This is a genomic window from Rosistilla ulvae (assembly GCF_007741475.1).
In the GTDB taxonomy this organism is placed as follows: domain Bacteria; phylum Planctomycetota; class Planctomycetia; order Pirellulales; family Pirellulaceae; genus Rosistilla; species Rosistilla ulvae.
This window is the reverse complement of sequence record NZ_CP036261.1, coordinates 2,562,548-2,577,382: the sequence shown is the minus strand read 5'-3', so window position 1 is coordinate 2,577,382 and position 14,835 is coordinate 2,562,548. Positions and strand designations below refer to the sequence as shown.

The 14,835-nt window shown below is 56.9% G+C and carries 14 protein-coding genes; 13 read left to right on the top strand and 1 reads right to left on the bottom strand.

Going from position 1 to position 14,835, the window contains the following annotated elements:
- Positions 1–5: 5 nt before the first annotated feature.
- From EC9_RS09320 to EC9_RS09270, 11 genes are all read left to right on the top strand, one after another.
- Complete coding sequence (locus EC9_RS09320; protein ID WP_218934695.1) at positions 6–701, top strand: methyltransferase domain-containing protein; 696 nt, start codon at positions 6–8, stop codon at positions 699–701.
- Positions 701–1,918 carry an NAD(P)/FAD-dependent oxidoreductase gene (locus EC9_RS09315; protein ID WP_145344334.1) on the top strand — a complete coding sequence of 406 codons (1,218 nt, stop codon included), beginning with the start codon at positions 701–703 and terminating at the stop codon, positions 1,916–1,918. The genes EC9_RS09320 and EC9_RS09315 overlap by 1 nt, the downstream gene beginning before the upstream one ends.
- The gene (locus EC9_RS09310) at positions 1,866–2,975 is read left to right on the top strand and encodes a type III polyketide synthase (protein ID WP_145344332.1); all 1,110 of its coding nucleotides are present in this window, start codon (positions 1,866–1,868) and stop codon (positions 2,973–2,975) included. Before EC9_RS09315 ends, EC9_RS09310 begins: the two co-directional genes overlap by 53 nt.
- A 179-nt stretch (positions 2,976–3,154) precedes the next feature.
- Positions 3,155–4,348: a glycosyltransferase family 61 protein gene (locus EC9_RS09305; protein ID WP_145344330.1), complete on the top strand. Its 1,194-nt coding sequence runs from the start codon at positions 3,155–3,157 to the stop codon at positions 4,346–4,348.
- A 443-nt stretch (positions 4,349–4,791) separates the two neighbouring features.
- Complete coding sequence (locus EC9_RS09300) at positions 4,792–5,631, top strand: glycosyltransferase (protein WP_145344328.1); 840 nt, start codon at positions 4,792–4,794, stop codon at positions 5,629–5,631.
- A gap of 187 nt (positions 5,632–5,818) precedes the next feature.
- Complete coding sequence (gene rfbF, locus EC9_RS09295; RefSeq protein WP_145344326.1) at positions 5,819–6,670, top strand: glucose-1-phosphate cytidylyltransferase; 852 nt, start codon at positions 5,819–5,821, stop codon at positions 6,668–6,670.
- 47 nt (positions 6,671–6,717) lie between these two features.
- Entirely contained in the window at positions 6,718–7,848 is a 1,131-nt protein-coding gene (gene rfbG / locus EC9_RS09290; protein ID WP_145344324.1) for a CDP-glucose 4,6-dehydratase, read from the top strand.
- A gap of 72 nt (positions 7,849–7,920) precedes the next feature.
- On the top strand, positions 7,921–9,147 hold the full coding sequence (locus EC9_RS09285; protein ID WP_145344322.1) for a class I SAM-dependent methyltransferase: 1,227 nt from the start codon (positions 7,921–7,923) through the stop codon (positions 9,145–9,147).
- A gap of 10 nt (positions 9,148–9,157) precedes the next feature.
- A complete protein-coding gene (gene rfbC, locus EC9_RS09280; protein WP_145344320.1) occupies positions 9,158–9,688 on the top strand; it encodes a dTDP-4-dehydrorhamnose 3,5-epimerase in 531 nt (176 codons plus the stop codon).
- Positions 9,689–9,693: 5 nt separating this feature from the next.
- Positions 9,694–10,596: an NAD-dependent epimerase/dehydratase family protein gene (locus EC9_RS09275; protein WP_246106131.1), complete on the top strand. Its 903-nt coding sequence runs from the start codon at positions 9,694–9,696 to the stop codon at positions 10,594–10,596.
- A gap of 43 nt (positions 10,597–10,639) precedes the next feature.
- Entirely contained in the window at positions 10,640–11,404 is a 765-nt protein-coding gene (locus EC9_RS09270; RefSeq protein ID WP_145344316.1) for a cephalosporin hydroxylase family protein, read from the top strand.
- A gap of 67 nt (positions 11,405–11,471) precedes the next feature.
- Here the strand turns inward: EC9_RS09270 and EC9_RS09265 are convergent, their stop codons facing one another.
- A complete protein-coding gene (locus EC9_RS09265) occupies positions 11,472–12,686 on the bottom strand; it encodes a glycosyltransferase family 2 protein (protein ID WP_145344314.1) in 1,215 nt (404 codons plus the stop codon).
- Positions 12,687–13,031: 345 nt separating this feature from the next.
- Between EC9_RS09265 and EC9_RS09260 the strand changes: the two genes are divergently transcribed.
- Both EC9_RS09260 and EC9_RS09255 read left to right on the top strand, forming a co-directional pair.
- The gene (locus tag EC9_RS09260) at positions 13,032–13,691 is read left to right on the top strand and encodes a DUF268 domain-containing protein (protein WP_218934694.1); all 660 of its coding nucleotides are present in this window, start codon (positions 13,032–13,034) and stop codon (positions 13,689–13,691) included.
- Between the two features lie 155 nt (positions 13,692–13,846).
- A complete protein-coding gene (locus EC9_RS09255) occupies positions 13,847–14,812 on the top strand; it encodes a glycosyltransferase (protein WP_145344310.1) in 966 nt (321 codons plus the stop codon).
- Positions 14,813–14,835: the final 23 nt, after the last annotated feature.

Below are 14,835 nucleotides of genomic sequence, written 5' to 3'. Positions count from 1 at the left end.
GATGGTTGAAAGAACGACGCCGCGAACCGGAATTGATGGATCAGCCCGATCTCGATCCGGCGCTGCATCATCAGGCACTGGCAGGACTGACTCGGGTTAATGCGTTCAGCGGAACGGCTTCCTCACTATGGGGGCCGATTTCAAACCTGGCTCATCGATCGGGAGGACCGATTCGCGTGCTGGACGTTGCCAGCGGTGGCGGCGATGTGGCGATCGGATTGGCGCAGCGCTCGCAGCAGTCGGGGTTGCCGGTTGCGGTCGACGGTTGCGATATGAGCGACGTGGCGCTCGCGTACGCTCAACAACGGGCCGACGCACGGAAATTGCAGGTCAACTTTCTGAAAGCGGATGTTTTGGCTGATCCGTTGCCCGCGGGCTACGACGTGATTTGTTGTTCGTTGTTCCTGCATCACTTCGATCCTCCCGAAGTCATTCAATTGTTGTCCGCGATGCGCGACAGCGGAGCGAAATTGATCGTGATCAGCGATCTGTTGCGAACTCAGTTCGGTTATCTGATGTGCTGGGCTGGAATTCGGTTGTTGACGCGCAGCCGGATCTGCCATGTCGACGGACCGCTGTCGGTTCAGGGGGCGTTCACGCGTTCTGAATTGAGGGAGCTCGCCGATCGGGGGGGGCTGCAGGGGATGGTTTTGAAAAACATCTGGCCGCAGCGGTTGCTGATGACTTGGGAACGGTCTTAATGGACGCCACGATCGACCTGACGACGGCAAGCGGGCGAATTTGGGATGTTGTCGTTGTAGGTGCGGGGGTTGCGGGGGCGACCGCTGCGATCGGGATCGCTCGCCGCGGAGCTAGCGTGCTGTTGGTCGATCGGAAAGCGTTTCCGCGGGACAAGGTTTGCGGTGCCTGCCTGAATAACGATGCCGTGGCTGGCTTGAAAGCTTTAGGGGTGCTCGAACCGATCATGCGAGCGGGAGCCTTGCCGCTGGGGGCTTACGAATTGCGATCGGGCTTGCGGTCAGTGACCCTCGATCTTCCGGGGGGCCTTTCGATCAGTCGTCGCGCGATGGACGCGGTGTTGGTCGAACAGGCGATCGCGGCGGGATGTGAGTTCTTGTCCGGCGTGACTCTACGGGTGGATAGCGATTCTCCAGCAACCGGCGGCGGAGAGGGCGAGTATCGCCAGCTGTCGGATCCGGCTGGAAACGTCGCGTTGCGCGGTCGGATCGTCGTCATGGCGACCGGGTTGGCGAGCGATCAACACATCCCACAGCCGCAGATGCAGGTGGTTGCCAAACCCGAATCGCGGGTGGGGTTTGGGATCTCCACCTCCAACTATCCTCGCGCCTACCGGGAGGGAACGATCTACATGGCGGTGGCGGCTAATGGATATGTGGGAGCATCGCGGACCGAGCATGGGCAATTGAATATCGCTGCGGCGATCGATCGCCAAGCGTTGCGGGGCGAATCGGCGGCGGCGGTTTGCGGGGCGATATTGCGCGAGTCGGGGTTTCCGGTCAGCGAGGAAATGTTGGATGGAACTTGGCGAGGAACGACCACGTTGACTCGCCGCCGGCAGAATGTTGCGTGCGAGCGATTGTTCGTCGTCGGCGACGCAGCTGGGTATATTGAACCTTTTACAGGGGAAGGGATGGCCTGGGCGATCCGCGGTGGCCGCAGCGTGGCTCCGCTGGCCGCAGCGGCTGCGAAACGCTGGGACGCCAGTTATGTCAAACGCTGGGGGATAGCCACTGAAGACCTGGTTATCACCCAACAATACTGGTGCCACGCCTTCGCGCGGACGCTGCGATACCCGAAGCTGGTACGTGGTTTGCTGAGAGTCGTTAACGTTGCTCCTTCGTTGGGGCAGTTTGTGGTACGACAAATCAATCGGGAGCGGCAGCATGACATGTTCGATCATTGGCCTGGGGACGGCGCAAGCTCCAGAAGTTGTTAGCCAAGAGGATGCGCTCGCTCTCAGCACCGACGTGATCTGCGAGACCGACAAGCAGAAGCGTTTGTTGAGGACGCTGTTTCGCAAATCGGGCGTGTCATCGCGGCGGACAGTGATCCCGTACGAGCTCGGGTACCACTGGCACAAATCCGACAGCGAATCCAACGAATCGGGGACTGGCGGCGACGGTCCCACCACAGCCCAGCGGATGTCGCTGTACAAAAAACATGCGACTCCCTTGGCTCTCGCCTCGGCGACCGCTGCGATCCACGACGCGGCGGTGCTGCCCGGCGACATCACGCACCTGGTCACCGTTTCCTGTACTGGCTTTGCCGCGCCCGGCGTCGATATCGACCTGATCCAATTGCTTGGCATGCCATCGACGACGCAGCGCGTTCACGTCGGTTACATGGGATGTCACGGTGCGATCAACGGGATGCGAACCGTCCAAGGTCTCACGGCAGCCGATCCCAACGCCTGTGTGTTGATGTGTTGTGTCGAACTTTGCAGTTTGCACTTTCGCATGCGTTGGGACCTCGATGGCGTGGTTGGCAACGCGCTGTTCGCCGATGGTTCGGGCAGCATCATCGCGGCGGGTGCCAACTGGGAAACCAAGCATCCGCATTCGGCTTCGATCTGCAAGATCGAAGCGACCGGAGCCTGCCTGATCGAAGACACCAACGACGAGATGTCTTGGCACATCGGCGACCATGGATTTCAGATGCGGCTGACCAGCGGGGTTCCCGATTGCATCAAAACCTATCTGCGATCATGGATCTGCCAGTGGCTGAACTCTCAAGGATTGAAGATCGAAGACATCCAACGTTGGATTGTCCATCCGGGAGGCCCGCGCATTCTCGATGCGGTCGAGGAGGCGCTTCATCTTCAAGCGACGCACACTCAGGTCTCCCGCGAAGTCTTGAACGACCTGGGCAACATGTCGTCGGCGACCGTCTTGTTTGTGATGGAGCGAAATCAATCCCAGCGTTGCGAGGGGCCAGCGGTCGTGCTGGCGTTTGGCCCCGGCGTAATGGCCGAAGCGGCTTTGCTGCGGTATTAAGGCCCCGACAGTGTCGTCGACGTTTTCGATGCGCCGGTCGATCTATCTCAGCGGTGATCTGGACTCTCCATAGCGGTAGGGGTACAGTGCGTGGAATCTCAATTCGACCTACAGCGGCCCGGCAAGCAATAAACGGCGGGACGGGATTGAGCGAGCGACCGGAGCGCGACTTTTTCGAGATGGATATTGCCAATCACAATCGCAAACTAGTGCACTACGGAAAGTATGTGTTTGCGTTGTCGACGTTACTGCCGTTTCGACTCGGGAAGAAAAAGCCTACCGAAACGCTGTCGACCGCTGAACTGCTGGACCGCTATCCGCGACGCGTCAAGCTGCGGTGGCGTGAGGAAGCCGGCCGTTTGCCAGTGAAGTCGCCCCGCCAGGCTATCAAATCGGACCGAACCGACGATCTCGCCGACGGGCTTGTCATGGAAATCGAAGGGGGATGGTGCCACGGCCGACAGTGCGACTGGATTGGAATCGACGACGTCGTGCTATCGGAACTGCATCGTTGCGATGGTCCGCTCGCCCCCAAAGCGGTTCCCGGCGGTTGGCTCAATCCACGTCGCATCCGCCGCGCGATGACAACTCCCCGCCGCCTGCCCCAACCAGTCCGGGTCGCCGGTGACGTCGTCGTCCTCAACACGTCCGGATCGCACAACTATTTTCACTGGTTGTGCGAGGTGCTGCCACGTCTGGAACTGGTCCGCCAGGCGGGCGTGCTGCAAGCGGATGCCTACGTGGTCGACAATTACAAACCGTTCCAACGGCAGGCGCTCGATTTATTGGGGATCCCATCGGATAAGGTGATTGAACCTCATGAAGGCCTGTTGCTTCACGCCGATCGATTGATCGTCCCTTCCCTTGCGACCACGGCGTCGCGGCGGCGACTGAGCGAACGACTGCAATCGCAATTGAAGTCGGCCACAAATCCTCCGCATGCCCAGCCGGGGCGGCGATTGTACGTCAGCCGCCGTCTGGCGCGAAACCGCTCGCTGGGCAACGACGCGGAAGTTGCAGCGTTGTTGGCCAGGCATGGCTTTGAATCGCATTGCCTGGAGCAATACACGCTGGAAGAGCAGGTGCGGCTGTTTCGCGATGCCGCAATCGTCGTCGGTCTGCATGGCGCCGGACTGACCAACATTCTGCTGTCGGCTAGGCCTATCGATTTGATCGAGATCAAACCGTCGAATTGTGATCGCGATTATTTCCAATTGCTCGCAAATGAAGTTGGAGCATCGTGCCAGCAAGTCGCGGCTAGCCGGAACCGTTGGCGAGGTTCGTGGCATTGCCCGCTCGAACCTCTTGAAAACGCGGTCCTCGGCGCAATCGCGGCCAGCGAAACCCCGTTGCTAGCGAACCACACCGCCTGAACGCCGCCTGTGTGAGTTGCGACACTTGGCGAGCCGCCGCCTTCCATCGTGCTTCGCAAAGACTTCATTCTTGGGTATCGGGCGAGGTTCCACGACGTAAGCGTTTGGCAATTCGCCGAAGGCTCGCAACTTTGCCCGCCAAGTTCTCGCCGACTTGAAGCGCGAACCGGTTCTTCGAGCATGCAAACCATCCGACTGCGTTCACGTTGCGAATGCCCGAAAGTTGCCTACGTCGCTGGGGCTGTCGCCCTTGGAACTCGTTGCCGATTCATTCGATATAGGCAAAGCGGCTAATTGATCTATTCTGCTACTGCCCGATTCGCTATCACAGGCCTGTCCCACTCACACAGTTGGGTGGGTTCCTCGCCTCCGCTCGTCGTTCGGTGAATGAATGTTTCGAGACCAGGGGATGAAGACAGAAACTGTAGCATAGAGATTGAGCTATGAAAGTATCGGGATTCACCATCGCTCGCAACGCAATCCATTACGACTACCCCGTTGTCGAGAGCATCACATCGATACTGCCGATCGTCGATGAAATGATCGTGGCGGTAGGTCAAAGCTGCGATGGGACGCGGGAGTTAATTCAATCGATCGATTCCCCAAAGATACGGATCATCGATACCGTCTGGGATGAAACGAGCCGACAAAACGGCACCGTTTTAGCCGAGCAAACCAACCTTGCACTGCGCGAGTGTTCTGGCGATTGGTGTTTCTATATCCAAGCCGATGAAGTGATCCACGAAGCCGATTTAGACCGGATCCAGGCAAGCATGCGGCGGCATGTTAACAACAAGCGAGTGGAAGGACTGTCGTTCCGTTACCATCATTTTCGCGCCGACTACAACATTCGCGATCCGCTCCCTTATCGGCGGCAGGTCAGGATCGTACGCGCGAACGCGGGTGTGCAATCGGTTGGCGATGCATGTGGATTTAACGTTCAGGATCGTAAACTGGTCGCCGCCCCCACAGGTGCTTGGGTATATCACTATGGATATGTTAAGCCGCCAAAGACGATGGCGGCCAAGTCTGACTACTTCTTAAGCCTCTACGATGGCAGACAAGTGACGCCCGGGGAGCAAACAGAAGAGGAGTCCTATGCCTGGGACCTGAAGACTTGCGAGCCATTTCGGGGATCACACCCACGGATCATGGAAGAGAGAATCGCCGCGAAAGACTGGGAGACTCCAGACGTTCGCCTGGGATCGCGATGGTGCAATCCAACATTCTGGGCTGGCCTGCTACACAAGAACTCTCGGACGCTGCGGCGATGGGTCGCTTAAGTGCGCCAGCGGATCTTCGCCGAACGCCTCGGCGAAGAGTCTCGATCGTGCGTCAAACAACGCAAAAGCAACCCAAATTGTTTCTCGATTGACGCAACTTACCTCGTTCGCTATCCTCCCCGCCACGTTGGCACTCGGTTCGCGTCGTAATAGCGTGGAATTTGCGATTTACCCTTAAGGTTGCGTTATGAAAGCAGTAATTCTCGCTGGTGGTTTTGGTACTCGACTGAGCGAAGAAACGCAACTAAAGCCCAAGCCAATGGTAGAAATCGGTGGCCGGCCCATCCTCTGGCACCTACTGAAGTTGTACAGCCATCATGGCATCAACGACTTTGTAATCTGCGCTGGGTACAAGGCCTACCTCATCAAAGAGTACTTCGCAAACTATCCGCTACACATGTCGGATATGACCTGGGACTATCGAACCAATACGGTGGAAGTCCATCAGAATCACGTCGAGCCTTGGCGAGTGACAGTGATTGATACAGGACTCGAAACGATGACCGGAGGTCGCTTGAAACGGATCCGCCAACATGTCGGCGACGAAACGTTCCTGATGACCTACGGAGATGGCTTGGCGGATATCGACATCCAAGCAAGCATTCGTTTTCACCGCGCCCATGGCAAGCTGGCGACAGTCACTGCGACCCAGCCAAGTGGCAGGTTTGGACGCCTGGCGATCGGTAACGACACCCGGGTCTCCGCATTCCAAGAGAAGCCGACTGGAGACGGTGGCTGGATCAACGGTGGTTTCTTTGTGTTGGAGCCCGAGACACTCGATTTCATCGAAGGGGATTTAACGATCTGGGAACGCGAACCGCTTGAACAATTAGCGATGCGAGGAGAACTGTCGGCATACAAACACTCTGGTTTTTGGATGCCCATGGACACGCTCCGCGACAAGCAGTCTCTGGAGCAGAAGTGGGAAGAGCTCGATTGCCCGTGGCGCGTCTGGAACAAGATGCATTGCAGCGAAGATCAGGTCATCCGGACGCTGCCCGAGCGAGTGCACTCACAAATAACAAAACAAGCTGCGTGACGCCGAAGGGCTTTCAGCAAAGACTCGGCTTCACCAAGGAGGGTGAGATGTTCGACAATACGTTCTCGGGACGCAGGGTACTAGTCACCGGAGATACCGGTTTTAAAGGCTCTTGGCTGTGCCAGTGGTTATTGCAACTGGGGGCTGAAGTGTTTGGTTGCGGTTTGACGCCGACAACAACCCCCAGCCTGTTTGAGTTGCTGGAACTGGAAGGCCAATACGACCACCGCACAATCGACATCCGCGACCAAGAAAAGGTCGCAGCATTTGTTGCTGAAGCACGGCCCGATATCGTGCTGCACTTGGCGGCGCAGCCGCTGGTTCGATTGTCCTACCAGCAACCCAAAGAGACGTTCGACACCAACGTGATGGGAACCCTGCACGTGCTCGAAGCAGTGCGGCAGCAACCAGACATCCAAGCCTGCGTCGTGATCTCATCGGACAAGTGTTACGAGAACCGCGAATGGGTTTGGGGATATCGAGAGCAGGATCCGTTGGGTGGCAAAGACCCCTATAGCGCAAGCAAGGCGGCCACTGAGATTGTGACGGCCTCGTATCGCGATTCCTTTTTTCGCGACGCCGGCACAACCTGTGTGGCAAGCGCTCGAGCGGGCAACGTGATCGGCGGCGGCGACTGGGCTCAAGACCGTATCGTCCCCGACTTTGTCTCTAGCATCCTGGCCGAGCAGCCTTTGGTGTTACGAAACCCCAACGCAATCCGCCCGTGGCAACACGTCCTCGAACCGCTTTCGGGATACCTTGCCTTGGCATCGCGTCTGTGCGGCGCAGACGGAACGCAGTTCGCTAGCGGATGGAATTTCGGGCCGGCCCCCGCAGCGCATGTGACGGTTGGCCAACTTGCTAAGCGACTCGTGGCGACCTGGGGCGCCGGCGAGGTCCGTATCGATCCGGCAGCTGCTGAAGCGCTGCCCGAAAGCGGCATCCTCAAACTCGATTGCTCCAAGGCGATTTCGCAATTGGCCTGGCAGCCGAATTGGGACTTCGCAACGACAATCCAAGCTACCGTCGAGTGGTATCGCAGTTGGAGCGAAGGGGCAGACATGCGGGACCTCACGCGACAACAGATCAAAAACTTTGAACATGCGGCGTCGACAGCTGGAGCAGAGTGGGCTGACCAATCCCGCCAGCCTCATCACTCCCAGAGGCTTGCGGGCTAATCGCGCGGTCGCGGTGGAAAGCTGTACGAGCAATCGGCGGCTGTGTACAGAATTTATTAGGATCCTTGAATCATGATTTCGAATTGTCGCGCCTGTGGCTCGAGCCACTTGGAGCCCGTGCTTTCGCTCGGGAAGACGCCGTTGGCCAACCGGCTTTTGACCGCGGACCAGTTGACCGAGCCTGAGCCGACGTTCCCGCTCGAGCTGGTTTTCTGCGCCGATTGCACGCTAGTGCAAATCACTGAAACAGTTCCTCCGGAAGAGTTATTCAGCGAATACGCCTACTTCTCGTCGTACTCCGACACCATGCTCGAACACGCCCAAAATTTGGTCGAGCACTTGGTCCCAACGCTGCAGTTGACGGAAGATAGTTTGGCGGTGGAAATCGCCAGCAACGACGGCTACCTGCTGCAATACTACCAGCAACTCGGAGTCCCTGTGTTAGGCATCGAGCCGGCACAGAACATCGCGGCTGTCGCCCAGGAACGTGGGATCCAGACGGTTGCCGATTTTTTCAGCCTGGAACTTGCGACGCAACTGACCGAACAGGGGCAAAGCGCGGATGTCATTCACGGGCACAACGTCATGGCCCACGTCCCTGAATTGAACGGGTTCGTCGCCGGCGTTCACCGCATCCTGAAGCCAACCGGGCACGCAGTATTTGAAGTGCCCTACGTAAAAGACCTCGTCGATCAAGTGGAGTTCGACACGATCTACCACGAACACTTGTGCTATTTCTCGTTGACCACGCTCGATCGCTTGTTCCGCAGCCACGGATTGACGATCGTCGAAGCTTCCCGAGTTCCGATCCACGGCGGTTCGCTGCGGATCGTCGCTTGCCGCAGCGAACACTGCGACCAGCCGGGCGAATCGGTTCGAACGCTACTGGCCGAAGAGAGTGCCTGGGGCGTCGACAAACTGTCGTTCTATCTCGGCTTGCGGAACACTGTCGAAGGCCTCCGCCAGGACCTGCTGGAATTGCTGCAAGACCTTAAATCTGAAGGCATGCGGATCGCTGCATACGGCGCCTCGGCCAAAGGCAGCACTCTGCTGAATTACTTTGGACTTGGCAAAGAAGTGTTGGAATACGTGGTCGATCGCAGCCCGGTGAAACAGGGACGCTACACGCCTGGCACCCACCTGAAAATTTATGAACCCGAGATGCTGGTCGCCGACCAACCCGACTATGTATTGTTGTTGACCTGGAACTTCTGCGACGAGATCCTGCAACAGCAGGTCGATTACCAGGACCGTGGCGGGAAGTTTATCGTGCCGATTCCCCAGGTTCGCATTGCGTAAGGCGCTCGACATGATTTTCCAAACGACTCCGCTCGAAGGTGTCTTCGTGATTGAAGTCGAGCCAGCCGAGGACGAACGTGGATTCTTCGCGCGGATTTACTGCCAACAAGAGTTTGCCCAGCGGGGGCTGATCTCCCAATTCAGTCAGTCCAGCCTGTCGTTTAACAAGCGTCGTGGTACGGTTCGCGGGATGCACTTTCAAGAAGCCCCCAGCGCCGAAACAAAGACAGTTCGTGTTATCCGCGGCGCGATCTTCGATGTTGCAATCGATGTTCGACCGCAATCGCCCACGCGAGGAGAGTGGACGAGCGTGGAACTAACGCAGGACAACCGAAAGTCACTGTATATCCCCGAAGGATTCGCACACGGCTTCCAGACGCTATCGGATGATACCGAAGTGCTGTATCAAATATCTTCCGACTACGATGCGACCCTAGCACGAGGTTTTCGCTGGAACGACCCTGCGTTTGGAATCAGTTGGCCGCTTGAAGCCAGCGTGATCTCACCGCGCGACCTTAGCTATGCGGATTACGAACGTTGAAACGGGTGCTAGTTACCGGAGCTCGTGGTTTTCTGGGCTCCCATTGCCTACCGTTGCTAGTCGCAGGTGGATATGAAGTCCACGCGGTCTCCCAGAAACCGATGCCTACGTCGGATGGGATCCAGTGGCATTACGGCGATCTGTTGCAAGCTGGCTCCGCCGATCGCGTGTGTTCAGAAATTAGCCCGACGCATCTCCTGCACCTCGCCTGGGAAACCGCGCCGTCGCAATACTGGACCTCTCCGCAGAACCTGCGTTGGCTGTCGGCAAGTATCGATCTTATGCAACGGTTTCAAGATAGCGGCGGCCAGCGTTTGGTCAGCGCGGGAACCTGCGCGGAGTACGACTGGCAGTACGGATTGTGTCGCGAAAGCATCACCCCGCTAGTGCCGCGATCTTTATACGGGAAGTCCAAGCTTGCGTTGTCACAGTTGCTCGAAACGTGGTCCGAACAGATTGGTTTAAGCGCCGCGACAGCACGAATCTTCTTCATGTATGGCCCCGGCAGCCCAGCAGCCCGGTTCCCTGGCCCGGTGATCTCCGCCCTGCTCGCGGGGCAGGTTCCCGAATGTTCTCACGGTCGCCAAGTGCGTGACTATCTCTACGTTTCCGATGCTGCCAGCGCGCTGGTAGCTGTATTGGACAGCAAGGTTTGCGGGCCAATCAACATCGGATCGGGTAAGCCGATAACACTGCGCGAATTGGTCAGCGAGATCAGCTCCCAATTCGGAGGCGAGAATCGTGTACGCTGGGGCGCTGTACCGACCGCAACAGATGATCCGCCTTGGGTCGTTGCCGACACGACACGACTGAACCGCGAAGTCGCTTGGCAACCACAAACCAGTTTACGGTCGGGGATCCAAAGCACCATCGAACACGCTCGACGCGTTCAGTCTCATTCAACGTAATCGATCAAACTATAACGCCACCCTTCGACGAGTAGTATTTCAAATGCAAATCTCAATAGACACAGAACAAGCTCAAATTTCGATCCAGGAAAATGGCGATACTCGGCAATTGCCACTGTACTCGAAAGCGGGTTACGAGTTGCTGTCGGACCTCTGGACCAAAGTGGGTTGGAACGAAAAACAGATCTACACCTACACTTGGTTTGGCCGCCCGATCATCCAGTTGTCCCAAGATATGATTCGCACGCAAGAGGCGATCTACCAAGTGCGACCGGATGTGATCGTCGAGACCGGCGTGGCTCATGGTGGATCGCTGGTCTATTATGCCAGTTTGATGAAAGCGATGGGGCGCGGTCGTGTGATCGGTGTCGACGTCGAAATCCGCAAACACAATCGCGAGGCGATCGAAGCGCATGAACTCGCTTCGATGATCACGCTGGTCGAAGGCGATTCGATCAGCGATGAGATCGTCAACCAAGTCAAGTCGCTAATTCAGCCGGGTGAAACCGTGATGGTACTACTCGATTCCTGCCACACGAAAGATCATGTATTAGGTGAATTGAATGCGTATCATGATCTGGTTTCCCCTGGATCTTACATCGTCGCTACCGATGGGATCATGAAAGATGTCTACGATACACCGCGTGGTGAAGCGAGCTGGGAACACGATCATCCAACCGCTTCGGCCGCGGAATTTGCCGCCGCACATCCTGAGTTTGAGCTCGTCGCTCCACCGTGGACCTTTAACGAAAGCGAACTGACCGAAGATGTCACGCACTGGCCCGCCGGCTGGTTACGACGACGGTAATTATCGCGTCATGGAGCGCCACCGCAGACATTTTGCGGTGGCGACAGAAACGTCGGACCAATTCCCGTTACGCAGCACGCGATGGATTCCCGCTGCTTAACCCCACCATTTCAGCGAAGCGTCCAGCAAGCCGCGTTGCGATGGATGATCGATTGCGAAGCAGTTCACCGACCACCTCCGCTGCCTGCTGCACGTCCGCGATTGGACGATCTTCGCCTGTCAGCCGCATGTCGGCAGACGTCTGCATTTTCGCCTTCATGCGATGGAATCGCAGCGATCTCCGGTGCCGTACCGCAGCGACAGAGGCCTGTTCGTAGTCGAGTTCATGTTGCTCCGCAAACTGGCGACTCCAGCGATCGATATGGTCACGATTTTTGCCCGCTGCGGCCAGAATCACTTTTAATTGTGTCGCTGGCTCGACGGTCGCTCCTTCGGCAAACACCTCGCCCACCTGAGCCGACGACTCATAGATCATCGCGTGGATCGATTTGGGATAGTCACCCCCGTCCATCGGGACCGAGTGATGAAACGGATAGTTGCCTTCTGCTAGAAATTTTTTGCTCGCCTCCTTCTTGGCAGTGTCGGTGGAAAATTGAGAGCTGCCTGTGCTGTGCCGAGAGGCTCCATTTATCGCAAACGGCTCACGGCTATAAACGAAGCGATCGAGCGTGTTAGAAATCGCCATCGACGAATAAACGTCGGGAATGCACGACCGGAAGAAACGATCCCCGAAGGTTGCATTCCGAATGACATCCATGCTTACAAAGCTGCCGTTGTATAGCACGGGGAGATCTGAATAGTTGGCGCTACCCACAAGTACCCGGTGCAACCAATCCTTGCTGCGGCGGAACTCAAAACCGGATGACATTGGCACCCGCAAACGCGCCGAAAGTGGATCGTTCGGCAGCGGCCAATGATAATCACAGGTTGCCGAACGGATTGCCTTGGCGCCGGTGACGTCGGCCAGGTGGTTCACTTTTTGCAAACAATTTGGAAGCAAGGCGTCGTCGTCACCGATAATCGCAACCCAGTCGCTTTCGACATGCGATATCGCAAATTCCCAGTTCTCCGACATGCTCAAACGACGACCTGTGTTCAAGTATCGGATCCGCGAATCTTCGAAACTTTCGACGACACTGCGGGTGGCATCCTGGCTGCAATTGTCGCTGACGAGAATTTGCAACTGGTCATCGTCTTGCGCGACTACCGTTCTCAACGTCACTTCAAGCGTATCGGCGCGCTCGCGTGTGGGAACGACTATGGTAAATGTTCGTTTGCTCATAATATCGGTTCGCCAGCGGCACACAACTGTGTATGGAGGGATTGGCCAATGTTACGACTAGGCTAGTGAAGAAGAGGAGCCCAAGGCAAGGCAAAATTTCAAGCCGAGACAGCACTCCCTAAATCGGGCTATTCTTCTGAACCGCGTTTCGCTATATCTCGACGCCACGCGATTGCCCAATCAGCTTGCTCTGACCGGAAGGTCCGACTGGGCCATCCTTGGTGCCCCCCTGCGTAATGGGAGCATGGGAGAGTTGAGACACCCGAGCGAAGGGATGCAATGAACCTTATTACGAAGACACGTCGGAAGTTGGGTTTTCGATCTCAGTATCGAGATTTCGTATCGTTGAACAAGACCGAACGTCCCGAACTATCGGCCGACTGGTCCGATCGCTGGGCACGGCTGAACGACGTCAGCGACCAACATCCCTTCGACGCCCACTACGTCTACCACACCGCGTGGGCGGCACGTGTATTGGCGGACCTGCGACCGAGCAAACACATCGACATCAGCTCGTGCACCTATTTTGCGACCCTGACTTCGGCGTTCGTGCCCGTTGAATTCTATGATTATCGCCCGACGCCGCTGTCGCTATCGAACCTGAAGTCGGATGCGGCCGATCTGTGCGATCTTCCCTTTGCAAATCAAAGCGTCGAAAGCATTTCGTGCATGCACACGATCGAACATGTCGGCCTGGGACGGTATGGCGATCCGATGGATGCCAACGGGGATAAAAAGGCGCTTCTGGAACTCCAGCGAGTCGTCGCACCTGGAGGTAAGTTGTTGATGGTGGTTCCTGTTGGCAAACCGCGGATACAGTTCAACGCACATCGCATCTACGCCCCTCAAATGATCAAGGATTATCTGCCTCAGTTGTCGCTTAGCAGCTGGGCGATGCTTCCGGATGATTCAAGCCAAGGCCTGCTAGACAATCCCTCCTTCGAACTTGCACTCCAGCAACGTTATGCCTGCGGTTGTTTTTTGTTTGAACGACCAGCAGCGTGAACACGGTCTCATTAAACCTCCGCTCGCAAACCCACCATCGTTTGCGACGGGTTCGACCGATCCGATCATTGTTTTTATTTCCCGCACCAAAGAGCCTGTAAAACGCGGCGGGCTCATTTTATGTGTATCAGGCAGGACACTACAGGACAGCCGCCATGTCGGAAAATAGAATTGACGTTGTGATGTCGATCTACAACGCGGAACGATATTTGCCCGAAGCGATCCAAAGCATCTTGCATCAAACGTTCCCCCAATTCCGCTTGATCTGCGTCGATGATGGCAGCACCGATGGTTCCGCAGAGATCTTGGACCGGTTCGCCGCGGCAGATTCGCGTGTTGAAATTATCCGTCAGACGAATCAGGGCGTCGTCGGGGCAGCAAATGCGGGTGTCGCTGCCTGTACCGCACCTCTGATCGCAAGAATGGACTCAGACGATATCGCGATGCCCGAACGGTTCGCGAAACAGGTTGAATTTCTAGACTCGCACCCCGACGTGGTTGCTGTTGGCGCGGGGATTCTTGAAATCGATTCGAGCGGCGGGGCACTGGCCGTTGTTCAATATCCGACCTCGCACGAACAAATCGACAGCGCCAATCTTGTCTTGAAGTCGGCGATTGCAAATCCCGTGTCCATGCTTCGCCGCACGGCGATCGAATCCGTGGGAGGCTATCGCCCCGAGTTTGCTTGGGTCGAGGATCTCGACCTCTGGTTGCGTTTGGCTGAAGTCGGCAAGCTGGCGAATTTACCTGAGGTTTTGCTCTGCTATCGCCAGCATGCTGCCAGCGGTACTTGGAACGGAGGCGTGACGCGCGACGAGCGTCTGGTGAGTCTACTCGAAGAAACCTACGCGCGACGTGGGCTCGCCCGTCCCGAACAATTGATCCGCAAATGTCGCAGGCCAAGATCGCCAGCAGGTCCGCTGAAATGGGCCAAAAAGGCTTCGCGGCAAGGGCAATGGGAGATCGCTTGCAAGCATCTTCGATCTCAATGGGGGACCAACCCGTTGAGTGCCCGCACCTGGAGCACGACGATTGAGGTGGCCGCGCGGTCCGCCGTTGCGTGTGCATTTGGAAAACGGGCGCAGTTCCCGCCGATTCCGAGCTATCGTGACGCAGCATAATGAAACGGAAGCTTGAAACACAA